The organism is Pseudomonas fluorescens (assembly GCF_001708445.1).
GTDB lineage: Bacteria > Pseudomonadota > Gammaproteobacteria > Pseudomonadales > Pseudomonadaceae > Aquipseudomonas > Aquipseudomonas gorinensis.
The window spans coordinates 6,403,681-6,423,999 of the sequence record NZ_CP015637.1 but is presented as its reverse complement, the minus strand read 5'-3'; the positions used below and the strand labels follow the sequence as shown (position 1 = coordinate 6,423,999).

Genomic DNA, 20,319 nt, shown 5'->3' with positions numbered 1-20,319 from the left:
CCTTAAACCCATTCAGCCGCGTGCGGCGGCAATCTTGATCAGTTTGGCGTAGTAGAAGCCATCGTGTCCGCCTTGCTGTGCAAGCAGTTGGCGGCCATGGGGCTGCTTGATGCCGGCGCTCGTGGCGAGGTCCAGTTCGCGCGCACCGCTGGTGCGCGCAAGGAAGGCCTCGATGACCTCGGTGTTTTCGGTGGGCAACGTAGAGCAGGTGGCGTAGAGCAGGATGCCGCCGACCTCCAGGGTCGGCCACAGGGCGTCGAGCAGTTCGCCTTGCAGCACGGCCAGGGCGGCGATGTCGTCGGGTTGACGGGTGAGCTTGATGTCCGGATGGCGGCGGATCACACCGGTGGCGGAACACGGCGCGTCGAGCAGGATGCGCTGGAACGGTTTGCCGTCCCACCAGGTGGCGGTGTCGCGGCCGTCGGCGGCGATCAGTTCGGCGCTGAGCCCAAGGCGTGCGAGGTTTTCGCGTACGCGCACCAGGCGCTTGGCTTCAAGATCGACAGCTACTACACCGGCCAGGTCCTTTTCAACTTCGAGGATGTGACATGTCTTACCGCCTGGAGCACAGCAGGCGTCCAGCACGCGTTGGCCGGGAGCCAGGTCGAGCAGGTCGGCGGCCAGTTGCGCGGCTTCGTCCTGGACGCTGATCCAGCCTTCGGCGAAACCCGGCAGGCTGCGCACGTCGGTGGCCGCTTCCAGCACAATGCCGTCGGTGCTGTACACGCATGGCGTGGCGTTGATGCCTGCGTTCGTCAGCAATTGCAGATACGCATCACGGCTGTGATGGCGACGGTTGACCCGCAGGATCATCGGCGGGTGCGCATTGTTGGCCGCGCAGATGGCTTCCCATTGCTCAGGCCAGAAGGCTTTCAGGGATTTCTGTAGCCAGCGCGGGTGTGCGGTGCGCACCACCGGGTCATGCTCCAGCTCGGCCAGCAGCGCTTCGCTTTCGCGTTGGGCGCGGCGCAGTACGGCGTTGAGCAGGGCCTTGGCCCAGGGTTTTTTCAGTTTGTCGGCGCAACCAACGGTTTCACCGATGGCTGCGTGGGCCGGCACGCGGGTATAGAGCAACTGATAGAGGCCCACCAACAGCAGCGCCTCCACATCGGCATCGGCCGCCTTGAAGGGCTTTTGCAGCAGCTTGGCCGCCAGCGCCGACAAGCGTGGCTGCCAGCGCGCGGTGCCAAAGGCCAGGTCCTGGGTGAAACCGCGATCACGGTCTTCGACCTTATCCAGCTGGGTGGGCAGCGAACTGTTCAGCGAAGCCTTGCCGTTGAGCACGGCGGCCAGGGCCTTGGCGGCGGCCAGACGCGGGTTCATTGGGCTACCGCCCCGAGGATCGTGCCCAGGGAAAATTTCTCACGGCGACTGTTGTACAAATCGCTGAAATTCAGCGCCTTGCCACCTGGCAATTGCAGGCGGGTCAGGCACAGTGCCTGCTCACCGCAGGCGACCAACAAGCCCTCTTTGCTGGCGCCGATGATTTCACCGGGGGCGCCTTTGCCGTTGGCCAGGGTGGCGGCCAGGACTTTCAAGGCTTCGCCACTGAGTGTGCTGTGGCAGATCGGCCACGGATTGAACGCACGCACCAGGCGCTCCAGCTCTACAGCCGGGCGGTTCCAGTCGATGCGGGCTTCGTCCTTGTTCAGCTTGTGGGCGTAGGTGGCCAGGCTGTCGTCCTGCACCTCACCCTGCAGGGTTCCGGCAGCGAGACCGGCAATGGCCTGGATCACGGCGGGCGGGCCCATCTCGGCGAGGCGGTCGTGCAGGCTGCCACCCGTGTCTGCGGCCGTGATCGGGGTGGTGACTTTGAGCAGCATCGGGCCGGTGTCCAAACCCGCCTCCATGCGCATCACGGTCACGCCGCTCTCGCTGTCGCCCGCTTCCACGGCGCGCTGGATCGGCGCGGCGCCGCGCCAGCGTGGCAGCAGCGAGGCATGGCTATTGATGCAACCGAGGCGCGGGATATCCAGCACCACCTGCGGCAAGATCAAGCCATAGGCCACCACCACCAGCAGGTCCGGTTTCAGCGCGGCCAGTTCGGCCTGGGCATCGGCGTTACGCAGGGTTGGCGGTTGCAGCACGGGGATGTTGTGCTCGAGCGCCAATTGCTTGACCGGGCTCGGCATCAGTTTTTGCCCGCGCCCGGCCGGGCGATCCGGCTGGGTGTACACCGCAACGATGTCATAAGGGCTGGCGAGCAGCGCCTTGAGGTGTTCGGCGGCGAATTCAGGGGTACCGGCAAAAACAATGCGCAGTGGCTCGGTCATGGGCGTTCTCGGTTAAAAGCAGTCACAAAAGAAAAAGGCTTGCCGCAGCAAGCCTTTGGAAGAAGGGCATCAAGCTTGCTGGCGATGCTTTTTTTCCAGCTTTTTCTTGATCCGGTCACGTTTGAGCGTGGACAGGTAATCGACAAACAGCTTGCCGTTGAGGTGGTCGCATTCGTGCTGGATGCACACCGCGAGGAGGCCTTCGGCGACCAGCTCGTAGGGGTTGCCGTCGCGGTCCAGGGCCTTGATCTTCACGCGCAGCGGGCGCTCGACGTTCTCATAGAACTCCGGCACCGACAGGCAGCCTTCCTGGTATTCGCCCATCTCGTCGGTCAGCGGCTCGAATTCGGGGTTGATGAACACCCGTGGCTCGCTGCGATCTTCCGACAGGTCCATGACCACGACACGCTGATGCACATTGACCTGGGTGGCGGCGAGGCCAATGCCCGGGGCTTCATACATTGTTTCAAACATGTCATCGACCAACTGACGAACCTTGTCGTCCACTACGGCCACCGGTTTGGCGATCGTGCGCAGGCGCGAGTCGGGGAATTCGAGGATGTTCAAAATAGCCATAAGCGTAATTGCTGCACATGTGAGGTAGAGGCAAATCGGCGTCGGGACGGACCCAGGCAGCCGGTGTGAAACGTTCGAAAGCCGCGAAGGCCAAGGCATTTCACGCGAACGCACATAATAAAGGAGATTCACCCCATGAGGAAATCGCTGCTCGTCTTACTGCTGTGGGCCCCCTTCGCAATGGCCTTGCTGCCACCGTCCGGCCAGCGCCTGGACCCCGCCACGCAACAGGCCATCCAGCGTTTTTTGTTACATAACCGTATTCTCGATTCGCCCCAGGACCTGGACAACGCGCCGTACATTGTCGCGGCAGACGCGGGGCGAGTGTTGGGCGCCAGTGGCGAGCGCGTGCATGCCAGGGGCGACCTGGATCCGACCCAGCCCAGCTATGGGATCTTTCGCCGGGGCAAGGTCTACACCGACCCCCAAACCCAGGAATGGCTGGGTATCAATGCCGACGATATCGGCACCGCACGCTTCATGATGGCCGGCGACCTCACCACCCTGGCTGTGCAACGGGTGACCCAGGAAGTGCGCCCCGGCGACCGCCTGCTGCGCAACCAGCCACCCGTTGAACTGGCCAACCTGGAGACGCCAACGGCGACGCCCTTTATCCAGGGGCAAATCATCGATATTCCCAAGGGCGTGAGCCAGATTGGCGTGCTGGACGCCGTGACCTTGAACAGAGGCCGCCGCGATGGTCTGGTCGAAGGCCATCTGCTAACGGTGATCAAAGCCGGTGCCAGCGTACGCGACGTCCTGACGGGCGCATCCGTGACACTTCCCGATGAGCGCGCCGGCACCCTGCTGGTGTTTCGCACCTATGAAAAGCTCAGTTATGGCTTGGTCCTCAGCGCTTCGCGTTCATTGGCCGTGATGGACCGTTTCGAGACTGCCCGTCAAACGCAATAAATAGCCTGCTAAATAAGTTACCAACAGAGTTATCCACAGCTTGTTCCGGTCAAGGATGATCCGATGTTTCCGATAAACCGCAGTGAAATTTCCCCGTCCGAACTGGAAGCGCGACTGCGCTTGCACAGGTTGCCGGAACTGGGTCCAAAGCGTTTTCGCCTATTGATCGAGGCATTCGGCTGCGCCTCGAAGGCGCTCAGCGCGCCCGCCAGTGCCTGGCGTTCCCTGGGGTTGCCGGCCATCAGTGGCGATGCCCGGCGGAGCCACGAAGTCCGCGATGGTGCCAGTGCGGCATTGGCGTGGCTGGGGCACCCGGCCCAGCATTTGCTGATGTGGGACCAACCTGAGTACCCCGCCCTGCTTGCCGAGATCGACGATGCACCGCCGCTGTTATTCGTTGCTGGCGACCCTTTTATCCTGGAAAAACCACAGCTGGCCGTGGTCGGCAGCCGCCGCGCTTCGCGCCCTGGAATGGACACTGCCGCCGCCTTTTCCCGCAGCTTGGCGAGCGCCGGTTTTGTCATCACCAGTGGCCTGGCCCTGGGCATTGACGGTGCGGCGCATCAAGCGGCATTGGATGTTGGTGGGCAGACAATTGGCGTGCTGGGCACCGGGCTCGAAAACTTTTATCCACAGCGCCACCGACGGCTCGCGGCGGCGATGATTGCCCAGGGCAGTGCCGTGGTTTCCGAGTTTCCACTCGATGCCGCGCCCCAGGCCGGTAATTTCCCTCGGCGCAACCGCATTATCAGCGGCCTGTCCCTCGGTGTGCTGGTGGTGGAAGCCAGCATGGCCAGCGGTTCGCTGATCACTGCACGGCTGGCGGCCGAACAAGGGCGCGAGGTGTATGCGATCCCGGGCTCCATCCACCATCCCGGGGCCAAGGGGTGTCACCAGTTGATCCGCGATGGCGCGGTGCTGGTGGAAACCATCGAGCACATCCTCGAAGGTTTGCGCGGCTGGCAGGCGTTGTCGCGCCCCGCGCCGATGCCGGTCACTCATCCGCTGGTGGCGTTGCTGCATGCGGCGCCCCACACCAGCGAAGCCTTGGCGATTGCCAGCGGGCGCCCCTTGCCAGAGCTACTGGCTACCCTGACCGAGCTGGAGCTGGAAGGTCAGGTGATCTGTGAAAGTGGGCGCTGGCTCGCGCGCTGCTAGGTTTTGTAACGAAGATCGGTAAACTGCGCAGAGCTTTAGTCCGGAGAGTGAGCAATGGTCAACAGGTGGCGTGTGCTGGAAGCCGCACGAGAAATTCGCGCAGGCGCGGTGATTGCCTATCCAACCGAGGCGGTCTGGGGCCTGGGTTGTGATCCGTGGAACGAAGACGCAGTGGACCGACTGCTGGCGATCAAGAACCGTTCGGTGGACAAGGGCCTGATCCTGGTGGCGGACACTATCCGCCAGTTCGATTTTCTCTTCGAAGACTTCCCGCAGGAATGGATCGACCGCATGGCCAGCACCTGGCCGGGGCCGAATACCTGGCTGGTACCCCACCAGGATTTGCTGCCGGAGTGGGTCACGGGTGTGCATGACACCGTGGCATTGCGGGTCAGCGATCATCCGTTGGTGCGGGATTTGTGCGCGCTGGTGGGCCCGCTGATCTCGACCTCGGCCAACCCCCAAGGGCGCCCGGCGGCGCGTACGCGGATCCGGGTGGAGCAGTATTTCCGTGGCCAGGTCGACCTGGTATTGGGGGGCGCCCTGGGTGGGCGCAAGAACCCCAGCTTGATTCGCGATTTGGCGACCGGTGAGGTGGTGCGGCCTTCTTGAGACCTCGTCGCGGCCATCGGGAGCAAGCCCCCTCCCACATTTGACCGTGTTGTCATGACGGACAGGGTTCAAATGTGGGAGAGGGCTTGCCCTCGAAGAGGCCCTCAAGGCAACAGAATGGTCGACCCCGTGGTACGCCGCCCCGACAACTCGGTCTGGGCCTTCGCCGCCTCCGCCAGCGGGAAGCGCTGGTTGATATCAATGCGCACCTTGCCGCTCTTGATCATCGAAAACAGATCATCCGCCATCACCTGCAGGTTCGCCGGATTGTTGGCGTAGGTCGCCAGGGTTGGCCGCGTCACGTACAGCGAGCCTTTGGCTGCGAGTATCCCCAGGTTCACCCCATCCACCGCGCCCGAGGCATTGCCAAAGCTCACCACCAGGCCGCGTGGCGCCACGCTGTCCAATGAGGTCAGCCATGTGTCCTTGCCGACGCCGTCGTACACCACGGGCACCTTTTTGCCGTCGGTCAATTCCAGCACGCGTTGTGCGACGTTTTCCTTGCTGTAGTCGATGGTCTCCCAGGCGCCCAGGGATTTGGCCAGTGCGGCTTTTTCCGGCGAGCTGACGGTACCGATCAGCTTCACACCCAGGGCCTTGGCCCATTGGCACGCCAGGGAACCCACGCCACCGGCAGCGGCGTGGAAAAGGATGGTTTCGCCCCCCTTCAACTCATAGGTCTGGCGCAGCAGATACTGCACGGTCAGGCCTTTGAGCATGGCGCCGGCGGCCTGTTCGAAGCTGATGTCGTCCGGCAGGTGCACCAGGTTGGCGGCGGGCAGCACGTGCAATTCGCTGTAGGCGCCGAGTGGGCCACTGCCGTAGGCCACGCGGTCACCGACCTTGAATTGGGTGACCTCACTGCCCACCGCATCGACGATACCCGCGCCTTCCGCACCCAGTCCCGATGGCAGGGCCGGCGGCGTATACAACCCGCTGCGGTAGTAAGTGTCGATGAAGTTCAGGCCAATGGCTTTGTTAAGCACTCGAACCTGCTGCGGTCCTGGCTCGGCCGGTGTGTAGTCCACATACTCAAGTACTTCGGGGCCGCCGTGGGCGCTGAACTGGATTCTTTTGGCCATCTGCACTTCTCCTGAGGTCGAAATCGCGTAGCCCCCTATCGGACTCCTAAGCTTGATCTTCGTCAACAGCGACGCACCTAAGTGCAGTGGTATGCAGGTGCAGTGGTATCCTGTGCGCCCATTTGCCGCCGACGCCGCATGGCCTCGCGTAGCTTTGCCCGATTCAAGGTGATGCCATGACTACCCGCACCGAGGCTGTAAAAGCCTACCTGCTTGACCTGCAAGACCGCATTTGCAGCGCCCTGGAAACCTTCGAGGCGGACACTCGTTTTATCGAAGACGCCTGGACCCGGCCAGCCGGCGGCGGCGGTCGCACCCGTGTGATCGAAAACGGTTCGGTGATCGAAAAAGGCGGCGTCAATTTTTCCCACGTGTTTGGCAGCGGCCTGCCACCGTCCGCCAGCGCGCACCGCCCCGAGCTGGCCGGTCGCGGTTTTGAGGCCCTGGGCGTATCGCTGGTGATCCACCCGCACAACCCTCATGTGCCGACTTCCCATGCCAACGTGCGTTTCTTCATCGCCGAAAAAGAAGGCGAAGAACCGGTGTGGTGGTTTGGTGGCGGTTTTGACCTCACGCCCTACTACGGCAACGAAGAAGATTGCATCCACTGGCACCGCGTCGCCGAGCAGGCCTGTGCGCCGTTTGGCCCGGATGTGTATTCACGCTACAAAGCCTGGTGTGACACCTACTTCCATATCAAGCATCGCAACGAACCGCGCGGCATTGGCGGCCTGTTCTTCGATGACTTGAACGAATGGGACTTCGACACCTGCTTCGCTTTTATCCGCGCCATCGGCGACGCCTACATCGATGCGTACCTGCCCATTGTGCAGCGTCGCAAAGCCATGGCTTATACCGCGCAACAACGTGAATTCCAGGAATTCCGCCGTGGTCGCTACGTGGAGTTCAACCTGGTCTACGACCGCGGCACCCTGTTCGGCCTGCAATCGGGTGGGCGTACCGAATCGATCCTCATGTCGCTGCCGCCGCAAGTGCGCTGGAGCTACGACTGGAAAGCCGAGGCCGGCAGCGAAGAAGCGCGCCTTACCGATTACTTCCTGCAAGACCGCGACTGGCTCGGCGTTGCTACGCCTAAGGCGGCGGTTTGATGGATCGTTATGTGGTGTTTGGCAACCCCATCGGCCACAGCAAGTCGCCGTTGATTCACCGCATGTTCGCCGAGCAGACCGGCGAGCAACTGGACTACAGCAGCTTGCTCGCGCCGCTGGAGGATTTCATCGGTTGTGCCCGTGAGTTTTTCCAGCATGGCCGTGGTGCCAACGTCACCGTACCGTTCAAGGAGGACGCCTACCGCCTGGCCGACACCCTGACCGAGCGCGCCGAGCGTGCCGGCGCGGTGAACACCTTGAGCAAGCTGGCCGATGGCAGCTTGCTGGGCGATAACACGGATGGCGCCGGCCTGGTGCGCGACCTGACGGTCAACGCCGGGTTGAGCCTGCAAGGTAAACGCATCCTGTTGCTCGGCGCCGGTGGTGCGGTACGTGGCGCATTGGAGCCATTGCTGGCCGAGCGACCTGCCTCATTGATCATCGCCAACCGCACGGTGGAAAAAGCTGAAATGCTCGCCGAATTGTTCGACGACCTGGGCCCGGTGTCTGCCAGTGGTTTCGATTGGCTGCGTGAGCCGGTGGACGTGATCATCAATGCCACGTCCGCCAGCCTGTCAGGCGATGTACCGCCGATTGCCAGTAGCTTGATCGAGCCGGGCAAGACGTTTTGCTACGACATGATGTACGCCAAGGAACCGACCGCGTTCTGCCACTGGGCCACCCAACAGGGCGCGGCAGTGGCGATGGATGGCCTGGGCATGTTGGTGGAGCAGGCGGCGGAAGCATTCTTCCTGTGGCGTGGTGTGCGGCCGGATTCGGCGCCGGTGTTGGCCGAGTTGCGCCGCCAGTTGGTCTGACACTCAACAAACTGTGGGAGGGGGCTTGCCCCCTCCCACCTGTTTAACCGTATTCAGTCTTCAAAATGGATGGGGCATTGGTCGGCCCCTTCCAGTTTTTTCAACTCCTCCACCACCTGCGGCCTGGCGCGGCGCAGTGTCAGGCTACGCCCCAGCCCTCTTAAACGACGCGCCTCCTGGTGCAGCATCTCCACCCCGGAATAGTCGATAAAGTTGATCTGCTGCGCCTCGATCACTACCCGTACACCCTGCAAGCTTTGCAAGCGCACTTGCAGGTAATGGCTGGCGCCAAAGAAAATCGACCCGCCGACGCGCAACACATCTTCGTCCCCGTCACGCCATTGTTGAACCCGTGGCTGGGACGTGCGCTTGAGGTAGAAAAACAACGACGCCAACACCCCCGCATAAATCGCCGTTTGTAACTCCAGAAGCAAGGTGGCGACGCAGGTCAGGCTCATCACTACGAATTCTGCCCGGCTCACGCGGAACAACGCGCGAATACCCCGACGATCCACCAGGCCCCAGGAAATCAGCAAGATGCTGGCGGCCATGCTCGGGATCGGAATATGCGCGATCAGTGCGGCGCCGAACAGCGCAAACAAGGCCACCCATAAGGCGGAAAACACCCCTGCCAACGGCGAACAGGCGCCCGCCTCATAGCTGAGGCCAGAGCGGGTGAAGGAACCGGCTGACAAATACCCGGAGAAAAATCCACCAACGATATTGGATAAACCCTGCGCACGAACTTCCTGGTTGGCATCGAGCAGTTGTTGCGAGCGAGCTGACAGCGAACGGGCAATCGACAGGCTGGTCACCAGCCCCAGCATGCCCACCGCAACGGCGCTGGGCAGCAGGCGCAGGATCATGTCCGGATCCAGCGGCAACGGGCTGAACGGCGGCAGTTTGCCGATGAACGCGCTGACCCGCGCCACATGCCCGAACATCCCCGGCCACAGCCATGCCGCCAGGCTACCCAAGGCCAGCGCGATCAGCAGCGTTGGCCAGCGAGGCACAAGGTATTTGAGCAACGCGCCCACCAGCAAAGTGCCGAGCCCGAGGGCGAGCGATGCGTGGTCCCATTCGCCGCTATGGTGGATCAGTGCGAGCAGGCTATTGATTGCCGTGGCCTGGCTCGGCAAATCCAGGCCCAGCAGGTTAGGCAACTGCCCCAGGGCAATCACCACGGCGGCGCCCAGGGTGAAACCCAGCACCACCGAATGCGAGACGAAGTTCACCAGCGCGCCAAAGCGCAGCATGCCCAGCAACCACTGGAACAGCCCGGCCAGGAATGTCAGCAACAGGATCAGGGTGATGTAGTCCTGAGACCCGGGCACGGCCAACGGGCTGACGCTGGCGTACAGCACAATGGAAATCGCCGCCGTAGGGCCACAGATCAAGTGCCAGGACGAGCCCCAGAGGCAGGCGATCAGTACCGGGATAATTGCGGCGTACAGGCCGTATTCGGCGGGAAGACCGGCAATGAGGGCGTAGGCAATCGACTGCGGCAAGGCGAGGACGGCGCCGCTGAGCCCGACCATCGCGTCCCGACCGACGCTGGCTCGGGTTTGACGCGGCAGCCAGCTCAGGAAGGGGAAGAGTGTGTGGCGGTTGGGCCTGTGCATCGCAAACTCGGATAGAAAGGTTCGGGGCAGATTATCAGGTTGTGGCGAGCGGACTTGTTGTGGCGAGCGGGCTTGCCCCGCGTTGGGGCGCGAAGCGGCCCCAAAACCAGACGCTCCAGATCCCACGGTTAGGATTGCGCGGCCTTCACTGGGGCTGCTGCGCAGCCCAACGCGGGGCAAGCCCGCTCGCCACAACAAGCCCGCTCGCCACAACAAGCCCGATCACCACGACAAGCTCGTTTGCCACAGAAAGTCAGCCTGTCAGAGCAAGCAAGCCTGTCACGGGACTCCTCTCCAAAGGGCGGAGGTGTCATCTAGAGTTTGGCTTTTACCGCTGGCAACGCATCCTGGCCATCTACGGTTTTCACGCCATCGAGCCACTTTTCCAGCACTGCCGGGTTGGTCTTGAGCCACGTCTTCGCCGCATCCGCGTTGCTGACCTTGTTGTTGACTACCTCAGCCATGATGCTGTTCTCCATCTCCTGGGTGAAACTCAGGTTGGTCAGCAGCTTTCCAACATTCGGGCAGGCTTGTGCATACCCTTTACGGGTCAGGGTATACACGCTGCCGGTGTCACCGAAGTATTTCTCGCCGCCTTTGAGGTAGTGCATTTTCAACTGCACGTTCATCGGGTGTGGTGTCCAGCCGAGGAAGGTGACGAAGCGTTGTTTCTTCACGGCCCGTGACACTTCGGCGAGCATTGCCTGTTCGCTGGACTCGATCAGCTTCCACTGGCCCAGCTCGAAGTCATTCTTCTTGATGATTTCCTGCAACGAGATATTGGCCGGCGCACCGGAGCCGATCCCGTAGATCTTCTTGTCGAACTTGTCGGCAAATGTGTTCAGGTCGGCAAAGTCATGCACCCCGGCGTCCCACACATAGTCCGGCACGGCGAGGGTGAACTCGGTACCGTCGAGGTTTTTCGCCAGTTGCACCACCTCGCCATTGGCCACGAACTTGTCATAGAAGCCCTGCTGCGCCGGCATCCAGTTACCCAGGAACACATCCACCTGGCCGTCCTTGAGCCCGCCAAAGGTAATCGGCACCGCCAGGGTGTCGACTTTGACCTTGTAGCCCATGCCGTTCAACAGAAAACCAGTGATGGCATTGGTGGCGGCAATGTCGCTCCAGCCCGGATCGGCCATTTTTACCGTGTCACAGCTGGTGTCTGCATACGCATTGGCGCTACTCAGCACCAACATGCCCACTACCGCAGTCAACTTTTGCATGGCCTTCCCTCTGTCTATTTATTGGTTTGGCAGGGTTGTGGATAACGTGCCTTGCGCTCCAGGTCATCGAGGTCGATATGGTTGCGCATGTATTGCTGACTGGCGTCGACCAGTGGCTGGTGATCCCAGCTCTTCAGCTTGCCTTGGGTCAGCGCCTCGAACACCAGGCGACGACGGCGTTGGCTGGCGAGCACCTGCTGGTGGATCGCCGGGATGTCCCATTTGGCCCGCGCTTCACTCAAAAACGCCTCGAACAGTGGTCGGTGTTCCGGTGACTGGCTGAGGTCTTCCCGCTCGTGCGGGTCGTTTTGCACATCGAACAGTAAGCACGGGTCGTCTTCGCTGTAGATGAATTTGTACGCGCCACGGCGAATCATCATCAGCGGGCTGATGGTGCCTTCGGCCATGTATTCGCCGAACACTTCGTCATGCCCGCCCTTGCCCTGTAAGTGCGGGACCAGTGAGCGGCCATCCAGCGGCAAGCGCGCGTCCAGTTCGCCACCGGCCAGTTCCACCAGGGTTGGCAGCAGGTCGGCGGTGGAGACAGCCTGGGTCACGCGACCCGCCGCGAACTGCCCCGGTGCACTGACCAGCAGCGGCACGCGCGCGGCCATTTCAAACCAGTGCATTTTGTACCAGAGGCCGCGCTCGCCGAGCATGTCGCCATGGTCGCCGGAGAAGACGATGATCGTATCGTCGGCCAGCCCGGTGTCTTCCAGGGTTTGCAGGAGCTTGCCGACATTGCTGTCGATGTAGCTGCATGCGCCGAAATAAGCACGGCGCGCGTCGCGGATCTTGTCTACCGGCAGCGGCTTGTCCCACAGGTCGTAGACCTTGAGCAGGCGTTGGGAGTGCGGGTCGAGATCGGCCTGGGCGGGCGTCGCAGGCAAAGGGATGTCGCTGTCGTCGTACAGGTCCCAGAACGGCTTGGGAATGGTGTACGGGTCGTGAGGATGGGTCATCGACACGGTCAGGCAGAACGGCTGGTCACCGGCCTCGCGGATATGGTCGAACAGGTACTGCTGGGCCTTGAACACCACCTCTTCATCGAAATCCAGCTGGTTGGTACGCACACACGGGCCGGCTTGCAGCACCGATGACATGTTGTGGTACCAGGTGGGTCGTACGTCGGGTTCGTCCCAGTTCACCGCCCAGCCATAGTCGGCCGGGTAGATGTCGCTGGTCAGGCGCTCTTCGTAGCCGTGCAACTGGTCCGGGCCGCAGAAATGCATCTTGCCCGACAACGCGGTGCGGTAGCCCAGGCGACGCAGGTAGTGGGCGTAGGTCGGCACATCGGCGGGAAAATCGGCCGCGTTGTCATAGGCGCCAATCTTGCTCGGCAACTGGCCGCTGACCAGGGTAAAGCGCGACGGTGCACACAGCGGGCTGTTGCAATAGGCGGCGTCGAACACCACGCCTTGCGCCGCGAGGCGGCTCAGGTTCGGCAGTTTGATCGGGGAAGATCCGTAGAACGGAAGCAGCGGCGCGGCCATTTGATCGGCCATGATGAAAAGAATGTTCTTGCGCTTCATGGGTCTTCGGCATTCCATAGGCGGTGTTTATGCGAATGAGCATGCAGCCCATGCAGAATGGGGTAAAGCCCATGAAAGGCAATGTCTAGGATAAGCACAGCTTATGTATGAAGCCCTCGGCGATGTATCCCTCGACCTGCTGCGTGCGTTCGAGGCGGCGGCGCGCCATCGCAGCTTTACTGCTGCCGCGGTAGAGCTGGGCACTACCCAGCCCGCCATCAGCCAACAGATCAAGCGTCTCGAAGAACAACTGGCGATCCGCCTGTTTGATCGCATCTACCGTGGCATCGAACTGACCGATGCCGGCGCCCTGCTGTTCGAGCATGTGCAAGGCGGTTTGCAAGCCATCAATCACGGCCTGAGTGTGATCACCCAGCAGGACCAGCATGAAGTGCTGCAAGTGGCCACCGACTTCGCCTTCGCCGCCTACTGGCTGATGCCGCGCCTGCATCGCTTCCACGCGGCCAACCCCCAGGTGGATGTGAGCCTGGTCACCAGTGAGCGCAACCATGCGACCCTGCGTAGCGACATCGACGTGGCAGTGTTATTCGGCGATGGCCGTTTCAAGCAGGGCGACAGCCTGTGGCTGTTCAACGAAGAAGTGTTCCCCGTGTGCAGCCCGCAGTGGCTCAGGGACCAGGCCACGCCATTGACGGTGCAGAATTTGCCGGACTATCCCCTGCTGCACCTGCGCCAGGAAAACAACAGCCAATGGTTCGACTGGAGCGGCGTGTTTCGCGAGCTGGGCATTACCCGCGCTCCGACCCCTGGCCAATTGCGCTTTGATAACTACACCCTGCTGATCCAGGCGGCGATTGCTGGCCAGGGAGTAGCCATCGGCTGGCGTCACCTGGTCGATAACCTGCTGGAACAGAAGTGGCTGTGCCGGCCGATCAGCGACACGGTGATCTCGCGCTTCGGCTATTACGTGGTGCAACCCCAGCGCAAACGACGGGGCCAATTGGTGGAACGTTTTGTCGACTGGTTGCTGGCGGAACAGGCGAGCAGCGCACAGTCGTTGACCGGGCTGGCCCTGCCGTCGATTGCGGTCTAGGATTTGCCGCACATTGGACGCGGATTTCGCCATGCAACGTATCAAGGGCTACCACGCCCATGTCTACTTCGACGCCAGCACCCTTGACCAGGCGCGCCAGTTCTGTGAGGACGCCGCCAGGCTGTTCCCGCTGCACATGGGCCGTGTGCATGAGCGGCCGGTCGGCCCGCATCCGGACTGGAGCTGCCAACTGGCGTTCGACCCGGAATACATCGGTGTGATGCTGCCGTGGCTGGCGCTCAATCGCAATGGCCTGGTGGTGTTCCTGCACCCGGACACCGGCAATGACCTGAAGGACCACACCGACTACGCGATCTGGATGGGCGCGATGCGCGAGCTGGATCTGTCGGGTTTTTAACTTCCCTTCCCCGATAAACCGATTTCTTCCTGCTGTTACCAGGCGCGGAAGTCTTGGGATTCACACTGCCTTGTCCCACTATATGGGACTGATATTTATATATTGAGATATTCGCCGGCATAGGTTTATATTCGCTCATCTGCTTTTTTCAGCACCCACTCATTTCAGGTGAAGCGATGCAGGCGCAATTGATCGCGCTCGACTGGGGGACCAGCTCCCTTCGTGCTTATAAACTTGGCCCGGCTGGCGTCGTGCTCGAACAGCGCTCGCTGGCGTTCGGGATCATGCACTTGCCTGTTGAGCCACGGGACATCGCTGGCACGCACTGCAGCAATGGCTTCGAGTTGGCATTCGATGCCGCCTGCGGTGATTGGCTCGATGCCCAACCGACCCTTGCGGTCATTGCCTGTGGCATGGTCGGCAGCGCCCAGGGCTGGAGCGAGGCGGCCTATCGCAATACCCCTGTCGATGTCGCCAGCCTGGGCCAGGCATTGCACCGCGTACGCAGCCTGCGCGGTGTCGATGTGTATATCGTGCCCGGCGTTATCGAACAGGTCGGCTTGCCCAATGTGATGCGCGGCGAAGAAACCCAGGTGCTGGGCGTGCTGCAAAACCTGCGGGCCGGTGGTGAGTTATTGATCGGCCTGCCCGGCAGCCATTCCAAATGGGTCGAGGTCGCCGACGGCTGCATCACCCACTTCGACACCTTCATGACCGGCGAGCTGTTCGCGGTGCTGAGCAAGCACAGCATTCTCGGCCGCACCCAGAAGACCCCCGAGCATTTCCAGGCCGACGCCTTCGACCGAGGCGTGCGGGTTGCGCGCTCGTCGGACGGTCAGCGCGGGGTGCTGTCGACCTTGTTCAGTGCACGCACCCTGGGGCTGACCGCCGAACTCGGCGCCGAGCAGCAACCCGATTACCTCTCCGGCCTGCTGATCGGTCATGAACTCGCTGGCTTGCCGGCTGGCGCCAAACACACGCCGATCATCCTGGTCGGTGCCGCGCCACTCTGTGCCCGCTATCAACGCGCCCTCGCGCTCTGCGACTTCGCCCACGTCAGCCTGGCACAGGAAGCCACCGAGCGCGGCCTATGGCAACTGGCGCTGGCGGCCGGGCTCATTCAACCTGCCCTGGAGGCCTGACATGCTCAAGCAAGCACTTGCACACAACGGTTTGATCGCCATCCTGCGCGGCCTGCGCCCAGACGAAGCCGAGGCGGTCGGCCAGGTGCTGTACGAGGCCGGGTTCCGGGTAATCGAAGTTCCGCTCAACTCACCCGACCCTTACACCAGCATCCGCACCCTGCGCGACAGCCTGCCCGACGATTGCCTGATCGGCGCCGGCACGGTGTTGACGCCCGAGCAGGTCGAGCAGGTCAAGGCCGCCGGCGGCCAGGTGATCGTGATGCCGCACAGCGATGCCAAGGTGCTGCGCGCCGCGAAAGCCGCGGGCCTGTACCTGTCGCCCGGCGTTGCCACCCCGACCGAGGCGTTTGCCGCGCTGGCCGAAGGTGCGGATGTGTTGAAGCTGTTCCCGGCCGAGCAAATGGGGCCGGCGGTGATCAAGGCGTGGCTGGCGGTCTTGCCGGCGGGCACGCTGTTGCTGCCGGTAGGTGGCGTGACCCCGGACAACATGCAGGTGTATTTCGACGCAGGCGCCAGGGGCTTTGGCCTCGGCTCGGGGTTGTTCAAGCCGGGCATGTCCGTGGACCAGGTGGCGAGCAGTGCCCAAGCCTATGTCGCGGCCTGGAACGCGCTGAATTGATGCCCTGAACTGATCGCAAGCTTTGCGCCTTGGCGCTGCATCGACAAGAGAGATAAGAAGATGAAAATCACCAAACTGACGACCTTTATCGTTCCACCGCGCTGGTGCTTCCTCAAGATTGAAACCGACCAAGGCGTGACCGGCTGGGGCGAACCCGTGGTCGAAGGCCGCGCCCACACCGTGGCGGCGGCGGTCGAGGAACTGTCCGATTACCTGATCGGCAAGGACCCACGCAATATCGAAGACATCTGGACCGTGCTCTACCGCGGCGGCTTCTATCGCGGCGGCGCCGTGCACATGAGCGCCTTGGCCGGCATCGATCAGGCGCTGTGGGACATCAAGGGCAAAGCCCTGGGGGTGTCGGTCAGCGACCTGCTGGGCGGTCAGGTGCGCGACAAGATCCGCGTGTATTCATGGATCGGCGGCGATCGCCCCGCCGACACCGCCCGCGCCGCCAAAGAAGCCGTGGCCCGTGGCTTCACTGCGGTGAAAATGAACGGCACCGAAGAATTGCAGTTCGTCGACAGCTTTGAAAAGGTCGACCTGGCCCTGGCCAACGTCGCCGCCGTGCGCGATGCCGTGGGCCCTAACGTGGGCATTGGCGTCGACTTCCATGGCCGCGTGCACAAGCCCATGGCCAAGGTGCTGATGAAGGAACTGGACCCGTACAAACTAATGTTTATCGAAGAGCCGGTGCTCAGCGAAAACTATGAAGCGCTGAAAGAACTCGCACCGCTGACCAGCACGCCGATTGCCCTGGGCGAGCGCCTGTTCTCGCGTTGGGACTTCAAGCGTGTGCTCAGCGAAGGTTATGTCGACATCATCCAGCCGGACGCTTCCCATGCCGGCGGTATTACTGAAACCCGCAAGATCGCCAACATGGCCGAAGCCTACGACGTGGCCCTGGCCCTGCACTGCCCGTTGGGCCCGATTGCCCTCGCGGCGTGCCTGCAACTGGACGCGGTTTGCTACAACGCGTTTATCCAGGAGCAGAGCCTGGGCATTCACTACAACGAGAGCAACGACCTGCTCGACTACGTGCGCGATCCGGGCGTGTTCGACTATGACCAGGGCTTCGTGAAGATCCCCAACGGGCCGGGCCTGGGCATCGAGATCAACGAGGAATACGTGATCGAGCGCGCGGCCGTCGGCCACCGCTGGCGCAACCCGATCTGGCGTCATGCCGATGGCAGCTTTGCCGAGTGGTAACAGCCTCTGACTGAATCAATGCGATCAAAAAATGTGGGAGGGGGCTTGCCCCCGATAGCGGTGTGTCAGCTAGCACATCCATAGCAGGCAGACTGAAGTGCGCCCCAAAAGCTGGACAGCTGTTGGTTAGGCTACAGCGGACCGGGTCCTGTACGCTACAGGGCTCAGTCGTTTTAGCAGCTGGCTTGGCGGCTGGTTTTGCAGCAGCGGTTTTGGCAGCTGGCTTGGCGGCTGGTTTTGCAGCAGCGGTTTTAGCCACTGGCTTGGCAGCCCCTTTAGTCGGCGCCTTCGCTGCAACAGCTTTGCTCGCCGGTTTTTTCGCCGCGCTGGTCGCTACAGCTTTTGCAGGGGTACGAGCGCCGAGCACTTTAGATACAGCTTCCTTCACACGACCAACGCCCTGGGCCAATTTCAGGCTTTCTTGAGCATCTTTTTTGAGTTGGGAAATGTAGGTGCGGGTTTCGGCTTGGCGATCCTTGAGGGCGTCCAGCAGGTCCTCAAGTTCTTTGACAGCGTCTTTGGCTTTGGCTTGTGCCTTGGCCTTGCCGGCAGTGGCGGCGTCTTGCAGTTTGGTGCGGGATTTGTGCAGCTTCTCTTGCGCTTTACCGCGTTGTTTTTCCAGTTTGGCGAGCAGTTTTTCTGCATCGGCCAACGCTTGGGAACATGCGCTTTCCAGATGTTCGAGCAGGCTGCCCGAAAGTTGTTGGAGTAAATGCAACGGGGTATTTACAGGCTTCTGTTTGGCCGACATGGTTTACCTCCTGGCTGACGTGGGTGCGGCTCATACTAGCCCTCTGCTCTTACCGCCGCTAGGGCATGTTGACAGTATCCTTTGCCTTGCGTTGCACCGTGCGAAAATTCTTATCGATATAACGAAAGACCACGCCACTTTTTACCTCATCACACTGGCATAATCCGTCGCACTTTCGGCGGGAGACATGCGTATGTCGCGTTACCTTTTTCTTGTGCTTGGCTTGGTGCTTGGCGGGGCTGATGCAAGCGAGCAGTCGCCGCCCAAAACCTCACCCCAGGACCAGCACGACCTCGCGTACAGCCTGGGCGCCAGCCTCGGCGAACGGCTGCGCCAGGAGGTCCCCGACCTGCAGATCCAGGCGCTGGTCGAGGGCCTCAAGCAAGCGTATCAAGGCAAGCCACTGGCACTGGATAACGCACGCATCGAACAGATTCTGGCCCAGCACGAAGAACAGAGTGAAGCCGACACACAGGTTCCAAAAAGTGAAAAAGCGCTGGCGGCGGAACAGCAACTTTTAACCAAGGAAAAATCGGCAACCGGTGTGCGCGAATTGGCGGATGGCATCCTGCTCACAGAGCTGACGCCCGGCAATGGCAACAAACCAATGGCCAGCGATGAGGTGCAAGTGAAATACGTGGGGCGTTTACCCGATGGTACGGTGTTCGATCAGAGCACCCAGCCTCAATGGTTCCGCCTGGACAGTGTGATCGACGGCTGGCGCAGTGCGTTGCAACAGATGCCTGTCGGCGCGAAATGGCGACTGGTGATCCCTTCGGCACAAGCGTATGGCGCCGACGGGGCCGGCGAATTGATCCCGCCTTACACACCGTTGGTATTCGAGATCGAGTTGCTCGGTACTCGCCACTGACCCAATAAAAAACGGTGCGCCATGCGCACCGTTTTTTTATCTCGCCAGCAAAGGTCAGGCCTGGGTGGCCGTCTCTTCCTTATGGGCGTTGTGGAGTACTTCGATCAGGCAATCTTCCAGTTCGAAACGCTCATGGAGCAGGCCACCCAACTCCTTGAATTTCTCGGCAACACATTGGCCGGCATCACACAGATCGGTGAACGCCAGCAATTTCTCAGTGATGACATCAATGCGCGGGTAAAGAGTCTCGGCCAGTTCCAGCCCACGCTGATCATCGAAGGCTTCCGCCTCTTTGGTCAGCTGCTCATAGACACCGAAATGGCCAGCCGACGCGTAGTCCACCAACACGCCACAGAACTCCTGCAACGGCTTGCGATTCTCAGCCAGAGACTCGGGCTTGGCGCCAAGAGCATCAAAGGCCCGAACCAGTTCGTGACGTGCCTTCAACCAGCTGTCGATCAGCTTGTGCACCCCACCCCAGCGTTCCTGAGCATTCTGACAACTTTCCAGCATGATGATCTCTCTTCCCTATTGGGGGCGCTGCCGCGCTGTGCCCGCGCAACACTTCAAGGATAAAGCGGCGGCCGGACAAGGCAGCATCTGGCTAACAGTTTCATAACGCCTGCGGGCCAGATTATGCCCGCATGACTATGGCTTCAAGGTACGCAGGAGAGAAAGTTCATACAAGTGTTTAATCCCGTCCTACAGCTTTTGAGCTGTTTTCAGTGCCTTGCCAAGCTTAAACGCTGACTGAACAACAGCCGCGAAAACTGCACGCCTCCCAGGATCAGCATCGCCACGAAGAACAACAGGCTCCACTCCGGAAGGCTCAGGTCGAACAGCGTCCAGTTTATCTCCATGCAATCGACGGTGCCTTTGAACACCGAGCGCACCGCATCCTCAAGCGACAGGTTTTCAATCATGTCCTGTGCGCTGGGCCAACAATCGGGGGCTTGATCCGGCACGCTGTTCTGCAGCAGCACCTGGCGTACGGCGGCAGTCGCGCCGAGCACGGCACAGCTCATGCTTGCCAACCCGTAAAGGAAGACGCCAGAGCGCTTGGGGTTATGAATGGCAGCACTCAGGTTGATCAGCGTAAAGACCGCTAAAAATAGCCGCTGCACCTGGCACAGGAAGCAGGGCCGAAGCAGCGCGCCATATTCCAGATAGAACGATGCGCTCAACGTCAGCGCACCTGCCATGAACGCCAGCAAAAACAGGGAGCGTGAGGGGGCCAAAGACATTGTCGATCCGTAACGCAAGAGATAGGCCGTTACGGTAGAGGAAAGGCCCGAGCCCTTTCAATACACGCTAGAGCAGACGATTCCGCGAAAACGTAGGGACATCCCGTCAGAACGCGAAGGGCATCACCTAGGAATACGTAGGAAC

At 61.4% G+C, this 20,319-nt stretch carries 21 protein-coding genes; 11 read left to right on the top strand and 10 right to left on the bottom strand.

Going from position 1 to position 20,319, the window contains the following annotated elements:
* Positions 1–12: 12 nt before the first annotated feature.
* From rsmB to def, 3 genes are all read right to left on the bottom strand, one after another.
* The gene (rsmB, locus tag A7317_RS28820; RefSeq protein ID WP_069077291.1) at positions 13–1,323 is read right to left on the bottom strand and encodes a 16S rRNA (cytosine(967)-C(5))-methyltransferase RsmB; all 1,311 of its coding nucleotides are present in this window, start codon (positions 1,321–1,323) and stop codon (positions 13–15) included.
* Positions 1,320–2,273 carry a methionyl-tRNA formyltransferase gene (gene fmt, locus A7317_RS28815; RefSeq protein WP_069077290.1) on the bottom strand — a complete coding sequence of 318 codons (954 nt, stop codon included), beginning with the start codon at positions 2,271–2,273 and terminating at the stop codon, positions 1,320–1,322. The genes rsmB and fmt overlap by 4 nt, the downstream gene beginning before the upstream one ends.
* A 69-nt stretch (positions 2,274–2,342) precedes the next feature.
* Positions 2,343–2,849 (bottom strand): peptide deformylase, encoded by a 507-nt coding sequence (def, locus tag A7317_RS28810; RefSeq protein WP_024072570.1) that lies wholly within the window; start codon positions 2,847–2,849, stop codon positions 2,343–2,345.
* A gap of 135 nt (positions 2,850–2,984) precedes the next feature.
* Between def and A7317_RS28805 the strand changes: the two genes are divergently transcribed.
* The 3 genes from A7317_RS28805 (at position 2,985) to A7317_RS28795 (ending at position 5,531) form a co-directional block, all read left to right on the top strand.
* Positions 2,985–3,761: a hypothetical protein gene (locus tag A7317_RS28805; protein ID WP_024072571.1), complete on the top strand. Its 777-nt coding sequence runs from the start codon at positions 2,985–2,987 to the stop codon at positions 3,759–3,761.
* Between the two features lie 63 nt (positions 3,762–3,824).
* On the top strand, positions 3,825–4,919 hold the full coding sequence (dprA, locus tag A7317_RS28800; protein WP_024072572.1) for a DNA-processing protein DprA: 1,095 nt from the start codon (positions 3,825–3,827) through the stop codon (positions 4,917–4,919).
* A 54-nt stretch (positions 4,920–4,973) separates the two neighbouring features.
* Positions 4,974–5,531, top strand: coding sequence for an L-threonylcarbamoyladenylate synthase (locus A7317_RS28795; RefSeq protein ID WP_024072573.1), 558 nt, complete (start codon positions 4,974–4,976; stop codon positions 5,529–5,531).
* Positions 5,532–5,635: 104 nt separating this feature from the next.
* On the opposite strand, the gene A7317_RS28790 is transcribed toward A7317_RS28795, so the two are convergent.
* Positions 5,636–6,613 (bottom strand): NADPH:quinone reductase, encoded by a 978-nt coding sequence (locus A7317_RS28790; RefSeq protein ID WP_069077289.1) that lies wholly within the window; start codon positions 6,611–6,613, stop codon positions 5,636–5,638.
* Positions 6,614–6,789: 176 nt separating this feature from the next.
* Between A7317_RS28790 and hemF the strand changes: the two genes are divergently transcribed.
* Positions 6,790–7,722 (top strand): oxygen-dependent coproporphyrinogen oxidase, encoded by a 933-nt coding sequence (gene hemF / locus A7317_RS28785; RefSeq protein WP_024072575.1) that lies wholly within the window; start codon positions 6,790–6,792, stop codon positions 7,720–7,722.
* Positions 7,722–8,540: a shikimate dehydrogenase gene (gene aroE / locus A7317_RS28780; protein WP_069077288.1), complete on the top strand. Its 819-nt coding sequence runs from the start codon at positions 7,722–7,724 to the stop codon at positions 8,538–8,540. The genes hemF and aroE overlap by 1 nt, the downstream gene beginning before the upstream one ends.
* 53 nt (positions 8,541–8,593) lie before the next feature.
* Here aroE and A7317_RS28775 read toward each other — a convergent pair whose 3' ends face one another.
* The 3 genes from A7317_RS28775 to betC all read right to left on the bottom strand — a co-directional run bounded on the left by A7317_RS28775 (position 8,594) and on the right by betC (position 12,923).
* Positions 8,594–10,162, bottom strand: coding sequence for a SulP family inorganic anion transporter (locus tag A7317_RS28775; protein WP_024072577.1), 1,569 nt, complete (start codon positions 10,160–10,162; stop codon positions 8,594–8,596).
* 314 nt (positions 10,163–10,476) lie between these two features.
* Positions 10,477–11,391: a choline ABC transporter substrate-binding protein gene (gene choX, locus A7317_RS28770; RefSeq protein WP_069077287.1), complete on the bottom strand. Its 915-nt coding sequence runs from the start codon at positions 11,389–11,391 to the stop codon at positions 10,477–10,479.
* Positions 11,392–11,405: 14 nt separating this feature from the next.
* Positions 11,406–12,923: a choline-sulfatase gene (betC, locus tag A7317_RS28765; RefSeq protein ID WP_024072579.1), complete on the bottom strand. Its 1,518-nt coding sequence runs from the start codon at positions 12,921–12,923 to the stop codon at positions 11,406–11,408.
* A 103-nt stretch (positions 12,924–13,026) separates the two neighbouring features.
* On the opposite strand from betC, the gene A7317_RS28760 reads away from it, so the two are divergent.
* The 5 genes from A7317_RS28760 (at position 13,027) to dgoD (ending at position 17,308) form a co-directional block, all read left to right on the top strand.
* Complete coding sequence (locus A7317_RS28760) at positions 13,027–13,977, top strand: choline sulfate utilization transcriptional regulator (RefSeq protein ID WP_024072580.1); 951 nt, start codon at positions 13,027–13,029, stop codon at positions 13,975–13,977.
* A gap of 31 nt (positions 13,978–14,008) precedes the next feature.
* The gene (locus A7317_RS28755) at positions 14,009–14,335 is read left to right on the top strand and encodes a DOPA 4,5-dioxygenase family protein (protein ID WP_069077463.1); all 327 of its coding nucleotides are present in this window, start codon (positions 14,009–14,011) and stop codon (positions 14,333–14,335) included.
* Positions 14,336–14,511: 176 nt separating this feature from the next.
* Complete coding sequence (locus A7317_RS28750; RefSeq protein ID WP_069077286.1) at positions 14,512–15,477, top strand: 2-dehydro-3-deoxygalactonokinase; 966 nt, start codon at positions 14,512–14,514, stop codon at positions 15,475–15,477.
* A 1-nt stretch (position 15,478) separates the two neighbouring features.
* Positions 15,479–16,099, top strand: a complete 621-nt coding sequence (locus A7317_RS28745; RefSeq protein ID WP_024072583.1) for a 2-dehydro-3-deoxy-6-phosphogalactonate aldolase — start codon at positions 15,479–15,481, stop codon at positions 16,097–16,099.
* 60 nt (positions 16,100–16,159) lie between these two features.
* Positions 16,160–17,308, top strand: a complete 1,149-nt coding sequence (dgoD, locus tag A7317_RS28740) for a galactonate dehydratase (RefSeq protein ID WP_069077285.1) — start codon at positions 16,160–16,162, stop codon at positions 17,306–17,308.
* Here the strand turns inward: dgoD and A7317_RS30455 are convergent.
* A complete protein-coding gene (locus tag A7317_RS30455; RefSeq protein WP_269465937.1) occupies positions 17,214–18,059 on the bottom strand; it encodes an AlgP family protein in 846 nt (281 codons plus the stop codon). The genes dgoD and A7317_RS30455 overlap by 95 nt on opposite strands.
* Before the next feature lie 193 nt (positions 18,060–18,252).
* Between A7317_RS30455 and A7317_RS28730 the strand changes: the two genes are divergently transcribed.
* Positions 18,253–18,930, top strand: a complete 678-nt coding sequence (locus tag A7317_RS28730) for an FKBP-type peptidyl-prolyl cis-trans isomerase (protein WP_069077284.1) — start codon at positions 18,253–18,255, stop codon at positions 18,928–18,930.
* A 54-nt stretch (positions 18,931–18,984) separates the two neighbouring features.
* On the opposite strand, the gene A7317_RS28725 is transcribed toward A7317_RS28730, so the two are convergent.
* Positions 18,985–19,443, bottom strand: coding sequence for an Rsd/AlgQ family anti-sigma factor (locus tag A7317_RS28725; RefSeq protein ID WP_024078049.1), 459 nt, complete (start codon positions 19,441–19,443; stop codon positions 18,985–18,987).
* A 209-nt stretch (positions 19,444–19,652) separates the two neighbouring features.
* Positions 19,653–20,174 (bottom strand): disulfide bond formation protein B, encoded by a 522-nt coding sequence (locus A7317_RS28720; RefSeq protein ID WP_024078050.1) that lies wholly within the window; start codon positions 20,172–20,174, stop codon positions 19,653–19,655.
* Positions 20,175–20,319: the final 145 nt, after the last annotated feature.